This is a genomic window from Microcoleus sp. PH2017_09_SFU_O_A (assembly GCF_020738625.1).
Lineage (GTDB): Bacteria > Cyanobacteriota > Cyanobacteriia > Cyanobacteriales > Microcoleaceae > Microcoleus.
This window is the reverse complement of sequence record NZ_JAEQCF010000088.1, coordinates 1-22,143: the sequence shown is the minus strand read 5'-3', so window position 1 is coordinate 22,143 and position 22,143 is coordinate 1. Positions and strand designations below refer to the sequence as shown.

At 45.9% G+C, this 22,143-nt stretch carries 23 protein-coding genes; 11 read left to right on the top strand and 12 right to left on the bottom strand.

Translation table 11 applies throughout. The features are described from left to right. Positions 1–106 precede the first annotated feature (106 nt). Positions 107–823, top strand: coding sequence for a ribose-5-phosphate isomerase RpiA (rpiA, locus tag JGK16_RS26770; protein WP_293180219.1), 717 nt, complete (start codon positions 107–109; stop codon positions 821–823). Positions 824–1,005: 182 nt separating this feature from the next. Here the strand turns inward: rpiA and JGK16_RS26765 are convergent, their stop codons facing one another. After that, positions 1,006–1,167 carry a hypothetical protein gene (locus tag JGK16_RS26765; RefSeq protein ID WP_293203497.1) on the bottom strand — a complete coding sequence of 54 codons (162 nt, stop codon included), beginning with the start codon at positions 1,165–1,167 and terminating at the stop codon, positions 1,006–1,008. Between JGK16_RS26765 and JGK16_RS26760 the strand changes: the two genes are divergently transcribed. Together JGK16_RS26760 and JGK16_RS26755 are read left to right on the top strand one after the other, a co-directional pair. After that, positions 1,162–2,343 carry an aldo/keto reductase gene (locus tag JGK16_RS26760; RefSeq protein ID WP_366517181.1) on the top strand — a complete coding sequence of 394 codons (1,182 nt, stop codon included), beginning with the start codon at positions 1,162–1,164 and terminating at the stop codon, positions 2,341–2,343. The genes JGK16_RS26765 and JGK16_RS26760 overlap by 6 nt on opposite strands. A gap of 489 nt (positions 2,344–2,832) precedes the next feature. Beyond that, positions 2,833–3,588 (top strand): Fe-Mn family superoxide dismutase, encoded by a 756-nt coding sequence (locus JGK16_RS26755; protein WP_293192834.1) that lies wholly within the window; start codon positions 2,833–2,835, stop codon positions 3,586–3,588. Positions 3,589–3,646: 58 nt separating this feature from the next. Here the strand turns inward: JGK16_RS26755 and rsmG are convergent, their stop codons facing one another. Both rsmG and JGK16_RS26745 read right to left on the bottom strand, forming a co-directional pair. Then, the gene (gene rsmG / locus JGK16_RS26750) at positions 3,647–4,390 is read right to left on the bottom strand and encodes a 16S rRNA (guanine(527)-N(7))-methyltransferase RsmG (protein ID WP_293203495.1); all 744 of its coding nucleotides are present in this window, start codon (positions 4,388–4,390) and stop codon (positions 3,647–3,649) included. Between the two features lie 84 nt (positions 4,391–4,474). Next, a complete protein-coding gene (locus JGK16_RS26745; RefSeq protein WP_293147764.1) occupies positions 4,475–5,146 on the bottom strand; it encodes an energy-coupling factor ABC transporter ATP-binding protein in 672 nt (223 codons plus the stop codon). Between the two features lie 389 nt (positions 5,147–5,535). Here JGK16_RS26745 and JGK16_RS26740 point away from each other — a divergent pair, with 389 nt between their 5' ends. The 3 genes from JGK16_RS26740 (at position 5,536) to JGK16_RS26730 (ending at position 7,768) form a co-directional block, all read left to right on the top strand. Continuing rightward, entirely contained in the window at positions 5,536–6,552 is a 1,017-nt protein-coding gene (locus JGK16_RS26740; RefSeq protein ID WP_293180207.1) for a Sll0314/Alr1548 family TPR repeat-containing protein, read from the top strand. 71 nt (positions 6,553–6,623) lie between these two features. Then, positions 6,624–7,076 (top strand): DUF3531 family protein, encoded by a 453-nt coding sequence (locus JGK16_RS26735; protein WP_293180204.1) that lies wholly within the window; start codon positions 6,624–6,626, stop codon positions 7,074–7,076. Positions 7,077–7,315: 239 nt separating this feature from the next. Then, the gene (locus JGK16_RS26730; RefSeq protein WP_293192863.1) at positions 7,316–7,768 is read left to right on the top strand and encodes an NUDIX domain-containing protein; all 453 of its coding nucleotides are present in this window, start codon (positions 7,316–7,318) and stop codon (positions 7,766–7,768) included. Between the two features lie 507 nt (positions 7,769–8,275). On the opposite strand, the gene JGK16_RS26725 is transcribed toward JGK16_RS26730, so the two are convergent. The 3 genes from JGK16_RS26725 to JGK16_RS26715 form a co-directional block, all read right to left on the bottom strand. Beyond that, positions 8,276–8,641: a phage holin family protein gene (locus tag JGK16_RS26725; protein WP_293147768.1), complete on the bottom strand. Its 366-nt coding sequence runs from the start codon at positions 8,639–8,641 to the stop codon at positions 8,276–8,278. Between the two features lie 26 nt (positions 8,642–8,667). Continuing rightward, positions 8,668–9,759 carry a redox-regulated ATPase YchF gene (gene ychF, locus JGK16_RS26720; protein WP_293180201.1) on the bottom strand — a complete coding sequence of 364 codons (1,092 nt, stop codon included), beginning with the start codon at positions 9,757–9,759 and terminating at the stop codon, positions 8,668–8,670. 270 nt (positions 9,760–10,029) lie between these two features. After that, positions 10,030–10,281: a gamma-aminobutyric acid A receptor, epsilon-like protein gene (locus JGK16_RS26715; protein WP_293180198.1), complete on the bottom strand. Its 252-nt coding sequence runs from the start codon at positions 10,279–10,281 to the stop codon at positions 10,030–10,032. Between the two features lie 476 nt (positions 10,282–10,757). Between JGK16_RS26715 and JGK16_RS26710 the strand changes: the two genes are divergently transcribed. The 3 genes from JGK16_RS26710 (at position 10,758) to JGK16_RS26700 (ending at position 14,363) form a co-directional block, all read left to right on the top strand. After that, positions 10,758–12,302, top strand: coding sequence for an aminotransferase class I/II-fold pyridoxal phosphate-dependent enzyme (locus JGK16_RS26710; protein WP_293192837.1), 1,545 nt, complete (start codon positions 10,758–10,760; stop codon positions 12,300–12,302). 120 nt (positions 12,303–12,422) lie between these two features. Further along, positions 12,423–13,016, top strand: a complete 594-nt coding sequence (cbiT, locus tag JGK16_RS26705) for a precorrin-6Y C5,15-methyltransferase subunit CbiT (protein WP_293147744.1) — start codon at positions 12,423–12,425, stop codon at positions 13,014–13,016. Between the two features lie 429 nt (positions 13,017–13,445). After that, positions 13,446–14,363, top strand: a complete 918-nt coding sequence (locus JGK16_RS26700; RefSeq protein ID WP_293192839.1) for a phosphatidate cytidylyltransferase — start codon at positions 13,446–13,448, stop codon at positions 14,361–14,363. A 516-nt stretch (positions 14,364–14,879) separates the two neighbouring features. Here JGK16_RS26700 and JGK16_RS26695 read toward each other — a convergent pair. Then, on the bottom strand, positions 14,880–15,671 hold the full coding sequence (locus tag JGK16_RS26695) for a DUF2993 domain-containing protein (RefSeq protein ID WP_293192841.1): 792 nt from the start codon (positions 15,669–15,671) through the stop codon (positions 14,880–14,882). A gap of 347 nt (positions 15,672–16,018) precedes the next feature. Continuing rightward, positions 16,019–16,159 (bottom strand): hypothetical protein, encoded by a 141-nt coding sequence (locus tag JGK16_RS26690; RefSeq protein WP_293180186.1) that lies wholly within the window; start codon positions 16,157–16,159, stop codon positions 16,019–16,021. Positions 16,160–16,271: 112 nt separating this feature from the next. On the opposite strand from JGK16_RS26690, the gene JGK16_RS26685 reads away from it, so the two are divergent. Then, complete coding sequence (locus JGK16_RS26685) at positions 16,272–17,066, top strand: pseudouridine synthase (RefSeq protein ID WP_293180183.1); 795 nt, start codon at positions 16,272–16,274, stop codon at positions 17,064–17,066. Beyond that, the gene (locus JGK16_RS26680; RefSeq protein ID WP_293180180.1) at positions 17,063–17,932 is read left to right on the top strand and encodes a RodZ domain-containing protein; all 870 of its coding nucleotides are present in this window, start codon (positions 17,063–17,065) and stop codon (positions 17,930–17,932) included. Before JGK16_RS26685 ends, JGK16_RS26680 begins: the two co-directional genes overlap by 4 nt. Before the next feature lie 141 nt (positions 17,933–18,073). On the opposite strand, the gene malQ is transcribed toward JGK16_RS26680, so the two are convergent. The 4 genes from malQ to JGK16_RS26660 all read right to left on the bottom strand — a co-directional run. Beyond that, positions 18,074–19,582 carry a 4-alpha-glucanotransferase gene (gene malQ / locus JGK16_RS26675; protein WP_293180177.1) on the bottom strand — a complete coding sequence of 503 codons (1,509 nt, stop codon included), beginning with the start codon at positions 19,580–19,582 and terminating at the stop codon, positions 18,074–18,076. A gap of 617 nt (positions 19,583–20,199) precedes the next feature. Beyond that, positions 20,200–20,325, bottom strand: a complete 126-nt coding sequence (locus JGK16_RS26670) for a photosystem II protein Y (protein WP_265235804.1) — start codon at positions 20,323–20,325, stop codon at positions 20,200–20,202. Between the two features lie 206 nt (positions 20,326–20,531). Further along, the gene (locus tag JGK16_RS26665; RefSeq protein WP_293147654.1) at positions 20,532–21,290 is read right to left on the bottom strand and encodes a MinD/ParA family protein; all 759 of its coding nucleotides are present in this window, start codon (positions 21,288–21,290) and stop codon (positions 20,532–20,534) included. Positions 21,291–21,846: 556 nt separating this feature from the next. Continuing rightward, positions 21,847–22,143: RNA-guided endonuclease TnpB family protein (locus tag JGK16_RS26660; RefSeq protein ID WP_293198549.1), on the bottom strand; the 297-nt coding region annotated here is incomplete at its 5' end.

The window sequence follows — 22,143 nt, the reverse complement described above, 5'->3', positions numbered from 1 at the left end:
AGTGCCGTCTCTTCTGCTTCTTACTCTCTGCGTTCTCTGCGCTCTCTGCGGTTAAAAAAATCCATAATAAATGGTATAATCTTAAAGCTATTGAGGATTACCGAACATGACCACAGAACAAGACCCCGTAAAATTGATGAAACAGCAAGTTGGCTTTGCTGCTGCCGATCGCGTAAAATCTGGTATGATTGTCGGACTCGGCACGGGGTCAACTACAGCTTATACTATTCAAGCATTGGGCGATCGCATAAAATCAGGCGAACTCAAAGATATCAAAGGAGTTCCCACATCCTTTCAATCAGAAGTATTAGCCAAACAGTACGGAGTACCGCTGACAACCCTCGACGAAATTGACAGAATTGACGTAGCCATTGACGGCGCTGACGAAGTAGATCCGCACCTCAACTTAATTAAAGGTGGTGGCGCCGCCCACACCCGCGAAAAAGTAGTCGATTGTCTCGCTGCTCAGTTTATTGTAGTAGTTGACAGTTCCAAAATGGTAGATAAATTGGGTTCGACTTTTCGCGTCCCCATCGAAGTTATACCGATGGCAATTACCCCCGTTACTCGCGCCATTGAAAAATTGGGCGGTAAACCAGAACTCCGCATGGGAATCAGAAAAGCAGGCCCGGTAATTACCGACCAAGGTAATATGGTAATCGACGTTCAATTTGATAACCTTGACAATCCTGCGGAATTAGAAAAAACTTTGAATAACATTCCAGGCGTGTTAGAAAATGGCTTGTTTGTCAATTGTACAGATTTGGTTTTAGTAGGCGAAATTAAGGACGGCAAACCTGTAGTGCGGGAAATTTCTAAATAGTTATAGTAGGGTGAATCAGGAAGGAAAAGTTTAGCAGTCTACTCAAGAATATTCAGCCTGAAGCACCCTACGGTTAATTAGCTACTCAAGCTTTTTATATCATGTCCGATCGATTAACCGCATTAAAATTCGTTCGTAGTGCGGACTTAAGTCCGTACTACAAACCGTTTTTGTTATGGCAATCAATTCCCAATTCCCAATTCCCAATTCCCAATTCCCAATTCCCAATTCCCAATTCCCAATTCCCAATTCCCAATTCCCAATTCCCAATTCCCAATTCCCACCTCACTCACTTCAAAATTGCTATAATAGTATAAATTCGTATCTCTATTTTGATCGTGCAATATCGCAGATTCGGCCGCACAGAATTATCCATGCCCGTCTTTTCCTGCGGCGGCATGAGATATCACCACAAATGGCAAGATGTGCCAGCAAATGAGATTCCACCAGACAATCAACAAAATCTAGAATCGACAATTCGCTACTCAATAGAATGCGGTATCAATCACATAGAAACTGCTCGCGGTTACGGCACTTCTGAGATGCAGTTGGGGTGGATTTTGCCGCAGTTCCCTCGCGAAAACTTGATAGTACAAACAAAAGTTTGTCCTCAAGCCAACTCCGAGGAATTTCGCGAAGAATTTGATAAATCCTTAGCTTATTTACAGCTAGAATACGTCGATTTATTTTCCATACACGGCATTAATACCTGGGAATTTCTAGAGGATTCTATGCGCCCGGGCGGCTGCTTGGATGTGGCAAAAAAATTGCAAGCAGAAGGTAAAGTTCGGTTTATTGGTTTTTCAACTCACGGCCCTACGGATGTGATTGTCAAAACTATTGAAACCAATCAATTCGATTATCTTAACTTGCACTGGTACTACATCAATCAAAATAATTGGCCCGCAATTGAAGCTGCCAAACGTCACGACATGGGCGTTTTTATTATCAGTCCTTCCGACAAAGGCGGTCAACTTTACAACCCGCCGCAAAAGTTGGTAGATTTGTGCTATCCACTGAGTCCGATGGTGTTTAATGATTTGTTTTGTTTGTCACACCCGCAAGTACACACTTTGAGTTTGGGTGCAGCCAAACCTGAAGATTTTAACGAGCATCTAAAAGCTGTAGAATTGTTAGATAAAGCTGATGAAATTTTGCCGCCGATATTAGCAAGGCTGGAAAATGCAGCAATTGATAAATTAGGAGAAGATTGGTTTAAGACTTGGGACTTCGGTTTGCCAACTATCGAAAATACTCCCGGAGAGGTTAACATTCGAGTGATTTTGTGGCTGTGGAATTTGGCGAATGCTTACGATGCGATCGACTATTGCAAGATGCGCTACAACCTTTTGGGTAACGCCAGCCACTGGTTTCCGGGCAAAAAAGCCGATCGCCTCGACGAATTAGACTTGCGCCGCTGTCTCGCCCACAGCCCCCACGCTGCGAAAATTCCTAGTATATTGCAAGCAGCCGATCGACTTTTTGGAGGCGAAGCCGTGCAACGCTTATCCCAAGAATAATATAAAAAACCCGGTTTCGAGACAGAAACCGGGTTTGTGAGCCGGAACACGTGAGACTTATGCACGCGTACCTCATTAGCCTATACTTGAGTTGTTCTTACCAACATCACCCATCCTTCTCATCCATTCGGGCGATAAGTCAGTAGTCATTAGTCATTAGTCATTAGTCAGCTCGCGAAGCCGAAGGGTAGTGATTAGTCATTGGGTGCATCTGGCGCAAGGCAAATATATCCGTAGGGGCGAAGCATGACCGCAGTCAATATGAGATGATAACTAATAACTTATATGCGGTCATGCTTCGCCCTCTTCCTTGCGCCAGATGCACCCTTAGTCATTAGGAAAGAAGAAGATATACACAGCAAGCTTGAGCGCGAGTTGTATTTTAAGTTTAATTAGGTATATTTACGATTTTATAATTTTTTTCCCAACTTCCTCCCCTTTTGCTTTAATCTGAGATAAAACAGTTAATAATTCACTTAGGGATCTTTTATGACACTCCAACGCCGAGATTTCTTGTATTTGCTAACAGCCACCGTCGGAGCTATTACCGCAGGTGCTTGCCAAGCGTCAGGCAATAGTGTAGCGCAAGCAAGTCCATCCCCAGAAAGCCCAAAAATAGCCCAAACTCCCGGGCCTTTTACACTACCGCCTCTGCCTTACGAATACAACGCTTTAGAACCGCACATCGATGCGCGGACAATGCAATTTCACCACGACAAACACCACGCAGCTTACGTTAAAAACCTCAACGATGCTGTCAATAAATACCCGAATCTTAAAAACGTGAGTGTTGAAAATATGCTCAAAGATTTGAGCAAAGTGCCGGAAGATATTCGCACAACTGTACGCAATAATGGCGGCGGACACCTCAATCACAGTATGTTTTGGGAAATCATGAGTCCCAAAGGCGGCGGCGAACCCACAGGAGCAATTGCCACAGCAATTAAGCAAAATTTCGGCAGTGTTGAGGATTTTAAAGCCAAATTCAACGAGGCTGGCACTAAGCGTTTTGGCAGCGGTTGGGTGTGGCTAGTTCGCAATAAAGCTGGTAAACTTGAGATTACAACTACTGGCAATCAAGACAGTCCTTTCAGTGATGGCAACTATCCCATTATGGGCAATGATGTTTGGGAACACGCTTATTATCTCAAATACCAAAACCTGCGTGCAGACTACTTAAAAGCGTGGTGGAACGTGGTTAATTGGGCGGAAATTAACAAACGCTACGAAAAGGCGATCGGTTAGTTTAACAAAGATACAGTGGCGGTTGTTTCAACCGCTATTGTATCTAAAATGGCTTCCGCTAGCGAATCGGGCGATCGAGCTTCTGTACAGTTTTCCGCAAATAAAGGCAGTGGCGCGCGCCCTGACTCGCAGGCGTGGTGAATGATTCGACTGACTCAAGCGTACCGCCCAAACGCTCGATCGCACTTTGCAACTCTTCCTCTTCCTCTACCGTCCAATTTCCCCGGTAAAGTACCGCCAAACCGCCGTTTTTCAGGAAAGGTAGCGCGTATTTAGCGCACAGAGAAGCTGCTCCAACTGCCCTCAGAAATGCGATATCGTAAGCTTGTCTGTGCTGCGGTTGTCGGGCAATTTCATCGGATCTGCCCAGCAAAGTCGTAGCATTTTTGATCCCTAAAGACGGCAAAACCGTGTCCAAGAAAGTAATTTTCTTGCGAGTAGAATCCAGGAGAGTGACTGATAAATGTGGAAGGGCGATCGCGATCGGCAAACCAGGAAAACCCGCACCAGTCCCGATATCGATCGCTTTGAGCGGGGACTCAACGGGAAAATCGTTATTTTCCGGCGAATTGTGATTAACCGGCAGCAGTCTCGCAATTCCCCGCAGAGAATCCCACAAATGTTTTTCCCAAAACTCGATCGGCTCAATAATTCGAGTTAAATTCAAGGAACGATTGCCTTCAACAATTAACTCATAAAGCCGCTGAAATTGTTGCTGCTGCGACTCATCCGGCTCCCAATTCAGCGTTTTTTGCCACAATTCATTCATTTGGGGTAACATCATAATTTCTGTCTGGTTCATCTTCTAATAACCATCGAAAGAACTAATGACAAAGTTTGCGACTTCTTAACCTCGCACAACTGTCAACTGTCAACTGTCAACTGCCTACTGACTCACACAACTTGCTTCCTTAGCCTCTAACTTCGCGCGATCGACCTCCTGCAAATCCCCGTGATCTAACGTCCAAAACTTATCAGCAACGCTCAACAAATCGCTAGCATCGTGAGTAACAATCAACAAAGTCCAGTGATTTTTCAACTTACCCAACAAGCTTACCAACTGTCGGCGCATCGACCAATCCAAACCCGCCGTCGGTTCGTCCAAAAGTAGCAAATGCGGCTGGCGAATTAGCTGCACCGCCAGGGCCACCCGGCGCTGTTGTCCGCCACTTAAAGCGTGGGGAGAAGCGCGCAGCGGCAAATGTGCCAACCCAACTTCTTTCATCGCTGAGTGAATTTGTTCTTGTCCCAATTCGGGATGTCCCAGTCGCAATTCTTCTAAAATTGTCCCCCCACAAAAATGTCTTTCAGGAAACTGGAACACTAAACCTCCTAACTGTTGCAAGTGTTCCGGTGTTAATTCTTGTTCGCGCCAGCGGATGTCGCCGCTAGTTTTTTCTGCTAAACCTGCTAATATTTCTAAGAGCGTACTTTTGCCGGAACCGCTACGGCCGACAATCAGCCCCATTTGTTGCGATGGCAGTTCTAAGTTGATATTTTTTAGAATAGCATTGGGACAGGCTGTAGGATGATAGACTAAGTTTTTTAGATAAAGCATTAACGTAATTGGGAATTGGGAATTGGGAATGGGGAATTGGGAATTGGGAATTGGGAATCGTGTATACCTCAGATCCTGGTTGTGCTATTAATAGTTAAGGTTGTTTTTGGCTGGTGCCGATCGCCCAAATTTATTTTACATAAATCTTTACAAAATTTTCGGTTTTTTTCAGCCTTGGCGTTTGATTATTGACATTTTTTATGGTATATTTTGACAATGGAAATCTGTGCGCTCATATATATTAGAATTCACACTTCCATTATTAAAATATACCGCAAGAGCCACAAAAAATCAAGCAAATTTAACTCTTTTTTGCTAGCGGCCCGATAGTCTGAGAACGTAACTCTCTTGTTTCTAGTTTACAGTATATTTCATTGAGAGAATTGACTATGACGAAAAACCCTTTAGCATCGCTGGGCAAGCAAATGTTAAGTTACAAACAGACAGTACGGGCGATCGCCTGTGGAAGTGCGATCGCCCTGGGCATCTGCATAAACTCCGCAGTAGCAGGCGATCCCTTCCGCACGAGCAACCAGCAGGCGATCGGGCCCAACACCGAAACAGCCTTCAAAACAATGTTTCAGCAAGGAAACTACAAACAAGCAAAAGCCCAAGTTCAACAAGCACTATCAGCAGAACCAAACGAACCCCTAGCCTATGCAATGGCAGCCTCATTATCCTACATCGAGCAAGACTTAAACTCGATGAATACCTACGCTCAAAAAACCCGCGAAGTCGGCGAGAAATTGACCAAAACTAACCCCTTGCGCGGCAACATTTACACAGCAGCAGGTCACTTTCTAGAAGGAGCAAATGCCATAGCCAAAGAAGGAACAGCCAAAGGCGCGCCCCAAGCACTCAACAAACTGCGAGTAGTATTTCAATACCTAGATGCAGCAGAAAAAATAGCGCCGAACGACCCAGAACTCAACCTGCTCAAAGGCTACATGGACTTAATGTTAGCCTCAAACCTACCCTTTTCCAACCCCAGCGACGCCATTAAACGACTGGAAGAAAAAGCCTCGCCCCGCTACTTAGCCTATCGCGGCATGGCCGTAGGCTATCGAGACTTAAAAAAATACGATCGCGCTTTAGAATTTGCCAACAAATCTCTAGCAGAAACACCCACCAACCCCGAAATCCTTTATCTCAAAGCACAAGTCTTATCTGCTCAAGCCAAGACTCAATCCAACAACAAAACCATACTTGAGGAAGCCCGAAAAAACTTCGACGCCGCCTTAGCAAAACCAGATCAACTACCGCGCAGCTTAGTAGCCGAAATCTTCTTTCAGCAGTGCAAAACTCGCAACCGTCTCGACAGCAAATCTCGCGATTGTGACCCGATGCGCGATAAAATTAGAGATGCAGATGGAGTCTGGGGGCCGACGGCTTTACCACCACTCTAAACAGTTGACAGTTGACAGTTGACAGTTGACAGTACCATCTTGGCGGTTGTTATTAACAAGAGTAAAACTTGATGAAAGTAGAGTTTCGCGAATTTAATCCCTTTGACCTCTGGATTTGGCTAAAATTCAGCAACGTGCCTTCAAACGGCGAAAAACAGTATGTAGAAGAAGTGTTTGATTCTTGGTTCTTTTTGGGAAAACTGGGAGGATTTAATGCTGAAAATTTGCAAGTTCAAGATGAAGGCTTAGACATCAGCGATATGAATTACGATGTTAATCTAGCCGACCAAAGCATGATGGCTTTGATGCACAATATGGGAGAAATGGAGTATGAAGGTTCTTGGGCTCGCTGCTGGTTTGATTTGGGGACTAGCGATGCTATCGGCATCGATGTTTTAATTAATGTTTTCCAGCAACTCAGCAAAGAATTTGTGACGATTGAAGAACTAATTATCGGCGGTGAAAATATAGACTGGCCCGTTGAAAATACGAGGAAGAGAGAGGGTTTTGAGCCGGACAATTAACCGTTAGCACGACACGGATGATACGGATAATGACTAGAAATCTCTCATGATTCTTGTGGAACAGGCAGGATGCCTGTTCAAAACTGGCTTTTTATGAGATGTCTAATGATTGATGACTCATGACTGAATGGCTATAGCACTTCTCAAAAAGGTGAGGTATGACTGACAGCTTATATAACCGCTAAACAAAGAGGGCCCAAGCCCAACAACATACCTCATCTTTCTGAGAACCGCTATATATTATGCAAGGTAAAATTCGTGTAATTGTTTTAGGATTAATTCGATCGGGCGTTAGCGAAGCCCTCGAAGAGGATCGCATTTTCGTTTCCCAATTCAAAGATCCGGTAAAACAAGACACATTGTATCGAGCTCTGGGTGGAGGCGTAGAATTCGGAGAACACAGCCTCGACGCTTTGCAAAGAGAATTTAAAGAAGAAATTAAAGCCGAGTTAACAAATATCAGATATTTAGCTTGTTTGGAAAACTTCTTTATTTTTAATGGTCAAGCTGGACACGAATTAATACAACTCTATCAGTGCGATTTTGTTGACTCCAAATTCTATGAATTAGCAAGTTTAGATTTTGTAGACGGTAACTTGAAATGTACCGCATTTTGGATGCCTGTTCACCGATTTCGTTCGGGAGAATTGCACCTAGTTCCAGAAAGCTTTCTCCACTATTGCCAAGACTGATAACTATAGCCTTTATCAAAAAGATGAGGTATTCATGGGGATAGGGCATAGGCCTCCGTGGGCATAGGGGATAGGGCATACCTCAATACGGTTTACTTAAAGCTTTTTTAGGAATTTCATCTGACGATTTTCTAGGCAATACAGGCATTTTTTGCAAGTCAGATTCTTCTTAAGTCAACCGTATTGGGGCATACCTCACTTTTTTGAGAACCGCTCTAAAGCGCTCCAAATCCCAACAAGCAAATACATTAGAAGCAATTTTTACTCAAAATATGTGCAGTAGAGGCGGGTTTTCTCCCAAATACTTTGCCACAATTCACAAATATAGATAAACCCGCCCCTTTATTTTTGTCCGCGTTACCAGAAATAATTGGTTGAAAGCCTCTGGGTTTGGCGTAGAAATTAAAAGAAGACGATTCATTACTCCAATCCTCTTCCTTCCAGGAGGTAGAGATTGCTGTCAACTGTCAACTGTCAACTGTCAACTGTCAACTGAATGAACTTTCTCTACCTTACTCTGGGAAGGGTACCCAAAACCTGATACAGCAAAGAGTTAATGAAAGCGAGGGCTAGAGCACCAAGCAAAGCACTCCAAATTCCCCACCGCAATCTAAATCCTTCGACTAGCCAAGCCGCCAAGCCAAAGATAGCAGCGTTGATAACAATCATAAACAAACCAACAGTTACCAATAAAGCTGGAAAGCCCAAAACTACAAAAACTGGTCGCACTAAAGCATTCAGCAATCCAAAAACTGCCGCCGAAACCATCGCTTTGCCAAAACTGTCAATATCCACGCCTATGGGTAACTTGGAAATAATAAAAAAGCTCACAGATGTTACCAACCAAGCAATTACCAGCGAAACGATATCTATGTGCACGTGCTTATCTCCTTAAAAGACTAAACATTAAATCGGAACAACAGCACATCCCCCTCTTGTACAACATACTCTTTTCCTTCACTGCGAACTAAGCCTTTTTCCTTAGCTGCATTCATCGCACCGGTAGCCACCAAATCTTCATAAGCTACAGTTTCGGCCCGGATGAAACCCCGCTCAAAATCAGAGTGAATTACCCCCGCAGCTTGTGGCGCTAACATTCCTGCGATAATCGTCCAAGCGCGAGTTTCCTTCGGCCCGCTAGTGAAATAAGTCCGCAAACCCAATAATTCGTAAGTAGCTCGAATCAAAGATTTTAAGCCACCTTCTGTTACCCCCAGAGATTCGAGGAAATCAGCTCGTTCTTCCTCTGGTAGTTCTACCAATTCTGACTCAACTTGCGCCGAAACTATGACAACCTTAGCATTTTCTGCTTCTGCTATTTCCCGGACTTGTTCGACATAGCTATTTCCGGTTCCCAATTCGTCTTCAGACACGTTCGCTGCATAGATGATCGGCTTGTTTGTTAACAATTCTAAACCTTTAACTAATTCTGCTTCTTCGTCAGTTAAACTGGTCTGGCGTACTGGTTTTTCTGCATTCAAAACCACGACCAATTTTTCAAGGACGTTTACTTCTGCTTGAGCTTCCTTGTTGTTGCGGGCTTGTTTGCGAGTGCGATCGAGTCGGCGTTCAATTTGAGCTAAATCTGCTAAAATTAATTCGAGATTGATAATGTCAATATCTCGCTGGGGATCGACAGAACCGGAAACGTGAATGATATCATCATTGTCAAAACAGCGGACAACATGGACGATCGCATCTACAGCCCGAATGTGAGACAAAAACTGATTTCCCAGCCCTTCGCCCTGACTCGCACCCTTCACCAAACCTGCAATATCGACAAACTCCATCCGCGTGGGCACAGTTTGCACAGAATTGGAAATATTGCTCAGCACCTTCAACCGTTCGTCGGGTACTGCCACGATACCGGTATTTGGCTCGATCGTACAAAAAGGAAAATTAGCAGCAGTCGCCTTGGCATTAGCCACCAAAGCATTAAACAGAGTAGATTTGCCAACATTAGGCAGTCCGACAATTCCGGCGGTAAGCATAGCTATTTAGAAACATATCACTGTTTCAAAATATCATAAGTATCCGCAATATATTGGACAAGCCACCCCAAATCTCAAGCCTGTGTTCGGCTAAATATCTAACTTGAGGTAGATGGCTGAACGGTTCACAAGTGGTTTCCCAAAAAAGCGATCGCCCGAAACCTCTCCCTGTCCCTTATTTATCAACAAATTGGGTCCTGGGCAAGAAACTCGGTTTGGGCGATCGACCTTACAAATTCTGTTAAACTTCCCGAAGCACTAAAACATAATTTAGATTGGTTCAGGGATTGTCTGAGGAATAGGCCCCGGAACTGTTTGAGGAATCGGAGAAGGCACAGTTTCCGGCACCGGTTCAGGAATTGGCTGCGGAATTGGCGCAGGTACCGGTTCCGGTACTATCCCGGGAATCGGTTCGGGAACGGGGCCAGGCACCGGTGGCGATGCCGGTATAATAGTCGGCAGCCCGGGTTCGGTACCGGGAATCTGTGGCCCGGGAAACGGATCGGAAGTGGGATAAATCATGTTAGTGTTTAGCTCAGCTAATAGAGATGTTAAAAAAACAATTGGTCACCAATTCCAGTTATCTTTTAAAACAAAAACAACCGATTTGTGGTATTGGTTAATTAGAGTTGACAGACTTGAAAAACACCTTAAATTTATCTGCGTCTATCTGCCTTCATCTGCGGTTTTACTCTCAATCAAATATTTATGAGCTAGTTTATTATATTAAAATCAAAACAGTGGCTAACACATCTATCTAAATACCGAAAATTAACTGTTATGTCCGCCTAAAATTATGCCTTGAGTATTAGGGAATATCCCAAGCCAGATCCAGTGAGTCATCCCCAATCTCAAATCTCAAATCTCAAATCTCAAATGGTATAGCGGTTCTCGAAAAAATGAGCTATGCCCAATGCCCAATGCCCAATGCCCAATGCCCTATGCCCAATGCCCTATGCCCACGACTACTTGATCTTTCTGAGAAAGGCTATATAAGCGTGTCAGTACCAAACCCTCAACAACAAACTCCCCTATTAGATGCGCTGCGCGATCGCACAAACCACCATCACAGCCCATTCTACGCCCCCGGACACAAACGCGGACAAGGCATTTCAGGGCCGTTAGTTGACTTATTCGGTGCCGCAGTATTTCGCTCAGATTTGCCCGAATTGCCAGAATTAGACAATCTCTTCAACCCAGAGGGCGTAATTGCCGAAGCTCAAAATTTAGCTGCTTCGGCTTTTGGCGCCGAACATACTCGGTTTTTAGCAAACGGTTCGACTTGCGGAATCATGGCGGCAATTGTCGCGACTTGCGGGCCGGGAGATAAAATTATCTTGCCTCGAAACATCCATCAATCGGCAATTTCTGGTTTGATTTTATCCGGTGCAATTCCCATTTTTGTCAATCCCGAATACAACCCGGATTGGGATATTGCCAACAGCATCACCCCAGAAGCAGCAGCAGCAGCCCTAAAACAACATCCCGACGCAAAAGCAGTAATGGTCGTCTACCCTACTTATCACGGCGTTTGTGGAGATTTGCGGGCGATCGCCAAAATTACCCATCAATACAACATCCCGTTATTAGTAGACGAAGCCCACGGCGCCCACTTTAACTTTCATCCAGACTTACCAGAACCAGCCCTATCCGCCGGGGCAGATTTAACAGTACAATCAATCCACAAAACCCTCAGTGCAATGACTCAAGCATCGATGTTGCACGTCAAGGGCGATCGCATAGATATTCAAAAATTAAATAGGGCATTGCAGCTTGTACAATCCACCAGTCCCAGCTACTTATTATTAGCATCATTAGACGCCGCCCGCCAACAAATCGCACTCCACGGGAAGGAGTTAATGATGCAAACTTTAGATTTAGCTGCAAAAGCGCGATCGCACATTAGTCAAATTCCCGGCTTATCAGTTTTAGAACCGTTAAATACGCCCGGTTTTGTCGCACTAGACAGAACCAGGCTAACAGTAAAAGTATCCGATTTAGGAATAACAGGATTTGCGGCTGATGAAATTCTCCACTCGCAACTCGCAGTCACCGCAGAATTACCAATGCCGCAGCATTTAACATTTATTATCAGCTTGGGAAATACAGCATCAGATATTGACAATCTGGTTAAAGGTTTCCAGAATTTAACTCACAATTTAGGAGGCGGGCACGGGGACGACGCCGGTACAACCGGGGGCGGGCAAGATGCCCACCCCACAAGAAAATTCACTCTTTGTGGAACAGGCATCTTGCCTGTTCTTGAGAATGGTGCAAGATCTCTGTTAGGATTTCCCACTCCCTCTCTCTGCCCCCGCGAGGCCTTTTTTTCCCCGGCGGAAACCGTAGGAATAGACCAAGCAGTCGATCGACTCAGTGCCGAACTCATCTGTCCCTACCCGCCAGGAATACCAGTTTTGATGCCCGGTGAAATCATTACCTCACAAGCCCTTGACTACCTGCAACACATCCTTGCAGCCGGCGGCAAAATCACAGGTTGCAGCGATCCCCGCCTCCAAACTCTCAGGGTTGTGCGAAAGTAAATATTAAGACTTGGGGATAGTGGGAAATGAGGGATAGTAGGAAATGGGAAAAATCTTCCCTCTTCCCTTTTCCCTCTTCCTTCTTCCTTCTTCCTTCTTCCTTCCATTAAAAATACAACTATGCTTTGGCCCTACGTCACTCCTGGTATCCCAGACGATTTATTTGAACGTTTACCGGGAATTCCCATGAGTAAGCGAGAAGTCCGACTGCTGTTACTCTCCCACCTGCGGCTGCAAGCAGATTCAGTGGTGTGGGACATCGGTGCAGGTACTGGTACCATCGCCGTAGAAACAGGTTTGCTGTGTCCCAAAGGTCGCATTATCGCCATCGAAAGGGATGAAGAAGTAGCAAGCTTGATTCGCCGAAATTGCGATCGATTCGAGATCAAAAACGTAGAAGTCATCGAAGGTAGCGCCCCTGAATGCCTCGAAAATCTCCCCGAACACCCCCACCGAGTCTGCATCGAAGGAGGGCGCCCGATTAAAATGATTCTCAAGGAAGTCTGGCGACACTTGCGCCCACAGGGTCGAGTTGTCGCCACAGCCTCGAATTTAGAGAATCTTTACGCCCTTTCCGAAAGCTTCGCCGAGTTGCAAGTCCGCAACATCGAGGTAGTCCAGTCCGCCGTCAACCGCTTGGAGACTCGGGGCTTGAGTCAAACCTTTGCCGCCGTCAATCCCATCTTTATTCTCAGCGGTGAAAAGTTGGATTAGTCGTTAGTCATTAGTCATCAGTCATTAGTCCTTAGACGGAAATATTCCCACACCACATCAAAGATGGTGATGTGGGCCCGGAGGCTGTATCACTGAGAATCAAACATTAAATGCAATTCTTAACCTTTTTTACGTTAGCTTAACGTTCATAATACTTATAATAAGGCCGACCTTAGCTGGAGCGATCGCCTGAGTTGAAATTTTGGATCGCCGGTTGAGGATGGGGGACGAACCTGTGCCTTAACCATCCTTGTATCCTTGTATCCTTGTATCCTTGCATCCCAAATCGACCGAGCCCGCCCAAAAAACAAAATTTTAGACCATAGTTCCAACCCCCAGATTCATCTGTGGACTAAATCTAAAATCTAAAATCTAAAATCTAAAATCTAAAATCGACTGACCTGCCGTCTCCTGTGAGAAATTCATTTTATGCCTTGGTCTCGTATCCTGAGTGGAATAGTTGCGATCGTCCTTGCTTTGGGAATGATTATTATGGGGGGATGGTACTTCACCCTCGGCTTTGGCGTCATCGTGTACCTAGGTCAATTGGAATATTTTCAGTTAGCCCGAGCTAAGGGCATTGCACCTGCTGGCAAAACCACCTTAGTTGTCAGTCAAATTCTGCTGATTACTGCCGCCCTGGCGCCTCAACTCGTAGACGCCATGTTCCCCTTAGCCGGAACTTTCATCTGTTTCTATCTGTTGTTCCAACCGAAGTTATCGACGATCGCCGATATTGCCGCTTCTATTTTAGGATTGTTCTACGGCGGCTATTTGCCCAGCTATTGGATACGGCTGCGAGTCGGACTCGATCCTGCCAATGTGGCTACAACCCAATTTTCGCAATTAGTAGCAAGCAATTTGCCCGTTAACATTTACTCGTCCCAGTCTTGGACAAGTTCCAGCAGCATATCTTTAGGATTGACTTCGCTGCTGGTGGCTTTCCTCTGCATCTGGGCCGCTGACATTGGCGCTTATTTTGTCGGCAAATTCTTCGGCCGCACTAGCCTCTCCCACATCAGCCCTAAAAAAACCGTTGAAGGTGCCGTATTTGGAGTTTGCGGCAGTATCGCCGTGGCCGCCGCCTGGTCTTGGTATTTACAATGGCCGGGGTGGCCGTATACTGGGGCAGCTTTTGGTCTGTTGATTGGCGTTGCTAGCTTGTTGGGAGATTTAACTGAGTCGATGATGAAACGAGACGCCGGCGTTAAGGATTCGGGACAGTTGATTCCCGGTCACGGCGGCATTCTCGATCGCACTGACAGTTATGTTTTTACCGCACCCTTAGTCTACTATTTTGTGACTTTGTTATTGCCCGCGATCGACTCTTTTTTAATTAATCCGTAATTGGGAATTGGGAATTGGGCATCGGGCATCGGGCATCGGGCATCGGGCATATGAATTTGGAGGCAGATCAGAGCGTTCGGGTATGTATTCCCAGGCTCTTCCTGGGAACCAGTTACAGCCAACAAACAACAGACAACAGTCAACAGACAGGGAGCATCTCAGTTTTGCGGGTGCATCTCAATGCAAGCAAATATGTTTGTATGGGCTATAGCATGACCGTAGTCAATATGGGATTATAACTAATAACTTATATACGGTCATGCTTCGCCCTCTTCAAAAACCAGATGCACCCAGTTTTGCATTTATAATAGAGCGTCCCCGCTCGCGAGTACAATACGCGAACTCTTAAGCTCGTACTATTTTGCATTTATATTGCGAGCTTAAGAGCTCGCGAGGACAATACGCGATCTCTTAAGCTCGCAATATAATAAAAAAAATGCTTTTTACAAAAATGAGATGCTCCCCAACAGATAACAAACAACAAACAACAAACAACAGCCAACAAACAACAAATAACTAAGGCAAAACTCGAATTCCACCCCGACAAACAATCTCCCCCGGACTCAAAATCAACTCATCAATTGCAACTTCCTGTCCGAAATCAATTTTAAAATCCTTGAAATCACTGCTCTTGATTTCTCCATTGACTTCGATTTCCGGTACTTCAAACATCAATTCGCGACCGCTAGCAATCCGCAAACCAGTCCGCAATACAACAGGAATTTGCGTACCCCCAGCGCGCAAAATTGTCGCCACCAGCGTCAACTTCCCCGCCTCAATTTCGATCTGCGAATTTTCCAACTTCAGCGACTTTTCGCTATCTGTCAGCGGCAACATTGGCAGCAAAAATTCACTCAAAGCATCCGCCAGCAAAGGCGCTTTCAGGGACGCATTCAAATCCGCTTGAGAGAGCCTCAAAACGCCAGTCACGGGAACCGATTCGAGCAGGCGCAGTGGTTTGCCTTTGAGAGCTTGACCGAGGTTGATGCGAATCCCACAGCCCTCTAGGGCAACTTCTGTTAGGTGTAATCCTTTATACACGGCACCGCGAGCCGCTGCCGTTACTTTGGGGATTGCACCGCTGAAAATTTGTCGATCGCTCCCCTCAATTTTCACCTTCAACTCATCAACCTGCTGAACTTGCGATCGCAGCAACAACTGCACCGCCGGAGACAGCACCGAACTTGCGATCCGGCTGCCTTGGCTCGGCGGCGGTGTCTCCCCTTCCTCGTCGAGGTTGGCAGTCCCACCAGAGCTGGCCGCAGTAGCTATATTGTCAAATAAAAGAGAGTGGCGATCGACAGTCATAAACAATTTGAAAATTACAAACCTTAATATTCAAACACAAAAATTTAACTATTAACGAGCGCATCCCGTCTCACAAACCCGGTTTATACAAAGAAATATCGCCCTCAACCTCGGATTTTCCCTAAGAACGGGTTGATGAACCCACCTCGTGACATACTCCAGAAGCCGAAATCAGACATCAGCAACGCCTGAAGCAGAAAAAATCTCACCCTTCCCCCCTCAGGCTTTCTCCTGAGTTTGCCAGTTGTGCGATCCCGAGGGAAATTTCGCGATCGAGCGTATAAAATTAACCAGCAGTACTGGTTTTATGGTAGTGTTAGTTAATGGTCGTGTCAGACCCACACATTTTAAATCAGCAACAAACCAACGGTGCAGGCAATAGCCTCCCGCGAGTCTTTTCCTCGTAGTTTTTGCACAACATTCAGGGTTATGCCATAAGGACAATCTGCACCAGGCGCAACGCCCTGCAAGGATTGGTTAGCAAACATTAGAATTTCTTCCCAACCAGGAATTGAACATTGGTAGCATCGGTTAATCCATTAACCGTGTCGTATTTCCTCCCTCCACCGCTCGGGTGTTGGGGCTTTCCACATTCCCGTCATGTCTGATGAAAGGCTGCAAAAAATCCTCGCCCAGTGGGGCATTGCCTCTCGCCGTCTTGCAGAACAGATGATTGTAGCTGGACGAGTCCGGGTTAATGGCAATATTGTTCGTTTAGGACAAAAGGCGAATCCCGATCGCGATTTCATCGAAGTCGATGGAGTCCCAGTGAAACCAACAGATAGACCGGCAGAGGTCTATCTGTTGCTCAACAAACCCGCAGGCGTAGTTTCTACTTGCAGCGATCCCAGGGCGCGATCGAAAGTTCTCGACTTGCTGCCGCCCAAACTGCGATCTGGTCAAGGCATCCATCCCGTAGGACGCTTAGATGCAGATTCCACAGGCGCCCTATTGCTCACCAATGATGGTAAGCTGACATTTTGTTTGACCCATCCGCGTCACTCGATCGCCAAAACTTATCAAGTTTGGGTGCTCGGCGATCCCCCGGAACCCATACTACAAGCGTGGCGTCAGGGCATTATCTTGTCCGGTAGAAAAACATTACCCGCGAAAGTTAGAGTTATCGATCGCGCGAGAGACCAAACTCTGTTAGAAGTAATTCTATCAGAAGGGAGAAACCGACAGATTCGGCGCACCGCCGAGCAGTTGGGATATCCAGTGGTGCGCCTGCACCGCACAGCCATTGGCCCGATTCAATTGCAGCCCCCCGCAGGGCCGATATTGGCACCGGGCTGCTACCGACCCCTAGAAGATTCAGAAATTATTTTTTTATGGAATCTAGTCAACCTAACATCAATAAGCGTGCCAGTGAATCCCCAGGAGCACAGCATATGACAAAGAATTTATTGTTTTTATTCTCCCAAATAACTAAGAAGAAACTGCACTCCCAAGAGCCAGAAACTCCTCAGAAGAAATTAGCGGCAATAGGATCTCAACTCCGGGAGTACCGCGAACAGCAGTCGATTTCTTTGGACAGAGTAGCTGTCGTAACCATGATTCGGCGGAATCTGCTGCAAGCCATCGAAGACGGCCAACTCGACCAACTCCCCGAACCCGTCTACACTCAAGGTTTGATCAAGCGGTACGCCGAAGCAATGGGTTTGGACGGAACTCAGTTTGCCGACTTTTTCCCGATCGAACCGCCACCGCGATCGACCACCAAGCTATCCTGGCAGAATGGGCCACAATTGCGGCCGATGCACCTGTACCTTTTTTACACATTTCTAATTATCTGTTCAGTCAATGTCTTATCTCAGTTGATGGGCGGTTCTCTGACAACAAAAAACGGTACGGGAACCAAAGAACTAGCTCTTGAGCAAGAACAAGCTCGTTTAGCCCAGAGCGCCTCAAAAAATCAGAAAGCCGATAGTTACGATGCTGTGGAAGCAGCAAGAACAGGTCAAAGTTTAGATAAATCTGGCAATAAACCAGTCATGGTTAACGTCAGTTTAAAAGACGAATCATGGATGAAGATTGAAGTTGATGGCAAACCCGAGTTTGAGGGAACTTTGCCTTCAGGAACTGTCCGCACCTGGCAGGCCCAAAACAAATTGGTAGTTCTAGCTGGTAACGCCGGCGGTGTAATGATTGCTGTGAATAACGGACAAGCCGAACAACTCGGAGAATCTGGAGTTGCCAAACAAGTTGTTTTTACCGCCGACGAACTCAAGCCTTCAGCAAAGCCCAAAAATGAAGGATAATCGGGCATCGGGCATCGGGCATTGGGCATGGGACATAGTTAATAGTTAATAGTTAGTCGTTAGTAGTTAGTCGTTTCTCTAATAACCAATGCCCTATGCCCTATGCCCTATGCCCAATTCCCAATGCCCAATTCCCAATTTTCAATTTTTCTGGGGAGCGCGCCCGCAGATGTAAGTCATGGTTTTGAGCCGATCGCGCACCTCCCAATTCAAAGCTTCGCGCCGATACCGCCAGCCCCAATTTCCCTCTGCTTTCCCCGGAAAATTCATCCGCGCGTCGGTATCCAAACCCAACAAATCTTGAAAGGGCACGATCGCCAAATTAGCAATAGAAAACCAACCCATGCGGATTAAAGACCAGTGAATTCCTTGGGGATCGATGCAGCCCAAATAACGCAAAACCTCATCTCTTTCGTAGTTTTGCAGTTGATTGAACCAGCCAACAGTCGTGTCGTTGTCGTGGGTACCGGTGTAAACTACACAGTTACGAACATAATTGAAAGGCAAAAAAGGATCGCCAGGCCCCGCACCGAAAGCAAACTGCAAAATCTTCATTCCGGGAAACTCAAACCGATCGCGCAAAGCTTCCACTTCCGGAGTAATTACCCCCAAATCCTCAGCGATAATCGGCAAATTGCCGAACTTCTCGTTAATTACCTCAAACAAAGCCGTTCCCGGCGCATTAATCCACTCTCCGTCGATCGCAGTTTCCTGCCCGCGCTTCACCGCCCAGTAAGCATCAAATCCTCGAAAGTGGTCAATCCGAGTCACATCTACATAAGCGAAAATCGCCTCAAAACGCTGCACCCACCACTGAAAATTAGTTGCTTCCAAAGCCTCCCAATTGTAAACAGGATTGCCCCACAATTGACCTGTTGCGCTGAAGTAATCCGGCGGAACTCCCGCCATCAAAGCTGGTTCTCCAGTTGCTTCATCCAAACAAAACAAGTCCGGATGCGACCACACATCAGCACTGTCGTGAGCGACATAAATCGGAATGTCACCAATAATTTTAATGTCGCGCAGGTTCGCATAGCGTTTCAACTCAGTCCACTGGCGGAAAAACTCGAACTGCACGTATTTGTAGTAATAAATCTCATTATGTAGCTCCTGCCGCCACTTGTCTAGCGCCTCCGGTTGGCGCTGTGCAATTTCTGGTTCCCAAGTGTGCCAGCTCGTGCCGTTGAAGCTGTCTTTTAGTGCCATAAATAAGGCATAATCTTCCAGCCAACTCGCTTTGCTCTCGCAAAAAGCCGAGAATTCTCTTTGCTGCACCGGCGATGCTTTCGCTTTGAAGTTTTCGCAGGCTTTTTTGAGCAGGGGTATTTTGTGTGCGATCGCGCGATCGAATTCTACTGTATCCAGGGGAAATTCCGGCGAATGAGCTAAATCTTCATCGCTGAGCAATTGCTCGTCCCGCAGAATTTCCGGGCTCAGCATCAGCGGATTTCCTGCCATTGCTGAATAGCACGAATAAGGAGAATTGCCGTATCCAGTCGGGCCCAGCGGCAATATCTGCCAGTATTGCTGGTCGCTCTCTACTAAAAAGTCAATAAAGCGATATGCTTCTATTCCCATATCCCCAACACCAAATCGGCTGGGAAAAGATGTCGGGTGGAGTAAAATGCCGCTAGCTCGGGGAAAAAGCATAATCTATCTAAAGATATAGGAGTTAAACATTGACAATTTGACCGATATTCCCTAGAGGTTAAACTTCGCAGTTTGTAGGGCGATTTTCAGGGCAAATACTTTTGCGATTGTCTCATATTTTCTGCTGGAACGTGGCTAAATATTTGTGTCGCAATCTCATCACAAATGCTGAGGCGATCGCACCCAGTTTATGCACAAGTTTATTTATAACTTTTAAGTGGCTTTCGCTCTATCTGTCTGGAGTCGTACATTGCGATCTCCGGGCCAAACATCAAACAAGTTCCCAAACAGGATGCAACTATATGTCCGCGTTCCAAACCCTGATGCAGTAAGCGATCCGATTTTAGATTTTAGATTCTTCGACCGGAGCGAGCGAACAAGTTTTAGACTTTAGCTTTACTCCACATATTCATCACCGGAGCAGAAACAGGAGTCTAAAATTTTTGGTTTTCTGCACACTCATAGCTTCAGGGGCTTGTACAGGTTTTTGGGCGGGGTCATTGATAATCCAAAATGGCATTAGCCCTCCTGCTCCTGAGAGCCAATGCACAAATCAGCCGACTGTTTTTGTATCTCAACAAACAGTCGGCTGCAAAATTACGGTGAAAATGCTGAGCTTAAGTTTCCTTGTTCAACAATTTCTCAACTTGTTTGAGAGCTATAGTGCCGACATTGTAAGCAGCCCAGCCGCCCGCCAACAAAACCGGACTCAATACTATTAGTATGCGCCAGTCAAAATCCATGAGTTCTCCTCCTAAAGTTTTTTAACAAATTCTCATAATCTATTTGTATCTCATTTTGTCGCCATTCTCCTGACTCCTCAAGCAAATATTGTCGCCGAAAAAGTTCCTCCACAGCAAGGAGCGATCGCGCTTGCAGGACATCGCGCCCCAGTAATTGAGACTGCAACTCGCTCTCGTCAACCTTGATCCGCTGTCCTTACACCAAATTATCCCAAAATCTGCTTGGCAATCCCTTCCACCACTTGAGTTAGAGGGTCTTTAGGGAAGTGCAGGGCAAACACCCCCTTGCTGGCTAACAGCATCATCTTGTCGCTGTGGGGCAGCACCCCTCCAACTGGGATGTTGTAAATACTCTCTACTTGCTGCTTCAAATCCTCGAAATCCAAGGATTCTGGCGCTTTGTTGATCGCGATCAAAATCTTGGGAACTTCTAATTTGCGGGCCACATCTACCGTGACAGCCGTTCCCTGAAAATCTTGCTGATCCGGACGCAGAATCAGCAGCAGGATATCCGAAATCGTGATGCTGAGAAGGGTTTCTTCGTTGAGTCCTGGGTGCGTGTCAATAAATAGGTAGTCTAAGTTCAGAACGTCGATCAGTTCTTGAAAGCCGTCGGTAAGCAGTCCCACGTCGTAGCCTTCCCGCAAAACTCGCGCTATCTCCCCTGCTTTAATGCTCGAAGGAATCAGATAGAGGCTGCCGTTACGGGCTAATTTTGGCAGCAGCGAACTCACATTGTAAGCCGTATCCGAGATCGGACACCTGCCCCACAGGTAATCGTTGAGGCAGCGATCCATGTTGTTCTCGCTGAAACCGAACAGCACGTGAATCCCGGGCGATTGAATGTCTGTGTCCACAATGGCGACCCTGTTTCCGCCGCGAGCGATAATAGATGCCAGGTTTGCAGTCATGTTAGATTTGCCAGTGCCACCCCGGTAAGAGTGGACAGAGATGATTTTGGACATGATAGGCGTATTGCAAAGATTAAACAATTATCTCTTTAAGTCTAATCATTTATGGACTTTCAAGTTTTTGAGATGCTGGACTTTTATTTAGATTCAGTTGTTGATTTATGTCCTCTATAGTTGGGAACCCTGCTTAGCTACGAAGTCTGCCAATCAATCAGACTCTAGAAAAGAAGGCATTAATGAGAGGTAGATCGGATTGTAGTCTACAACCAAAAGTAATCTCAATAACCCGATAGGTAAAATAGATAGAAGGCGTAGTAATTCGGCCGCTAGGCTTAACACCGTCAAAACGGAATGTAAATCATATTTGACCGTAGATTCTACAACGATGACAGGGAGAAACGCGGACAATCAATTATTATGCAATTCACGATCGCATCATATATCATATCGATCGATCTTCCTTGCCGCTCAAATCCTCCTGGTCTGTTAAAGTATCAATCTTTTCCTGCTTCGTAAAACTTACCCAAACTTAACTAAAGCCATCTTTAGCTACAATGAAAGAGTTCACTTCCTGCGCTATTGGGTGGTCGGCCATCCCAAGATAAGCAGGCTATCCCCCAATAGCCTTGGGTTCCCAATTTAAAATATTTAAACTGGCATTAAGATCGCGGTCTACCGACAGACCACAAGCAGGACAATCATAAGTCCGAACGCTGAGTGGCATATCTTTTTTATGCCCGCAATTAGCACAAATCTTAGAACTGGGAAACCATCGATCTACCAGCACTAATTGGGAGCCATACATTTTGCATTTATACTCTAACTGTCGCCTGAATTCGTAAAAACCTAAGTCGGATATTGCCCCAGCCAGCTTGTGATTTGCCAGCATTCCGCTGACATTCAAGTC

Coding starts and splice junctions, on each gene's coding strand:
- rpiA (WP_293180219.1), top strand. CDS start 107: ATGACCACAGAACAAGACCCCGTAAAATTGATGAAACAGCAAGTTGGC.
- JGK16_RS26755 (WP_293192834.1), top strand. CDS start 2,833: ATGACACTCCAACGCCGAGATTTCTTGTATTTGCTAACAGCCACCGTC.
- rsmG (WP_293203495.1), bottom strand. CDS start 4,390: ATGAACCAGACAGAAATTATGATGTTACCCCAAATGAATGAATTGTGG.
- JGK16_RS26745 (WP_293147764.1), bottom strand. CDS start 5,146: ATGCTTTATCTAAAAAACTTAGTCTATCATCCTACAGCCTGTCCCAAT.
- JGK16_RS26740 (WP_293180207.1), top strand. CDS start 5,536: ATGACGAAAAACCCTTTAGCATCGCTGGGCAAGCAAATGTTAAGTTAC.
- JGK16_RS26735 (WP_293180204.1), top strand. CDS start 6,624: ATGAAAGTAGAGTTTCGCGAATTTAATCCCTTTGACCTCTGGATTTGG.
- ychF (WP_293180201.1), bottom strand. CDS start 9,759: ATGCTTACCGCCGGAATTGTCGGACTGCCTAATGTTGGCAAATCTACT.
- JGK16_RS26715 (WP_293180198.1), bottom strand. CDS start 10,281: ATGATTTATCCCACTTCCGATCCGTTTCCCGGGCCACAGATTCCCGGT.
- cbiT (WP_293147744.1), top strand. CDS start 12,423: ATGCTTTGGCCCTACGTCACTCCTGGTATCCCAGACGATTTATTTGAA.
- JGK16_RS26700 (WP_293192839.1), top strand. CDS start 13,446: ATGCCTTGGTCTCGTATCCTGAGTGGAATAGTTGCGATCGTCCTTGCT.
- JGK16_RS26695 (WP_293192841.1), bottom strand. CDS start 15,671: ATGACTGTCGATCGCCACTCTCTTTTATTTGACAATATAGCTACTGCG.
- JGK16_RS26690 (WP_293180186.1), bottom strand. CDS start 16,159: ATGTTTGCTAACCAATCCTTGCAGGGCGTTGCGCCTGGTGCAGATTGT.
- JGK16_RS26685 (WP_293180183.1), top strand. CDS start 16,272: ATGTCTGATGAAAGGCTGCAAAAAATCCTCGCCCAGTGGGGCATTGCC.
- JGK16_RS26680 (WP_293180180.1), top strand. CDS start 17,063: ATGACAAAGAATTTATTGTTTTTATTCTCCCAAATAACTAAGAAGAAA.
- malQ (WP_293180177.1), bottom strand. CDS start 19,582: ATGCTTTTTCCCCGAGCTAGCGGCATTTTACTCCACCCGACATCTTTT.
- JGK16_RS26670 (WP_265235804.1), bottom strand. CDS start 20,325: ATGGATTTTGACTGGCGCATACTAATAGTATTGAGTCCGGTTTTGTTG.
- JGK16_RS26665 (WP_293147654.1), bottom strand. CDS start 21,290: ATGTCCAAAATCATCTCTGTCCACTCTTACCGGGGTGGCACTGGCAAA.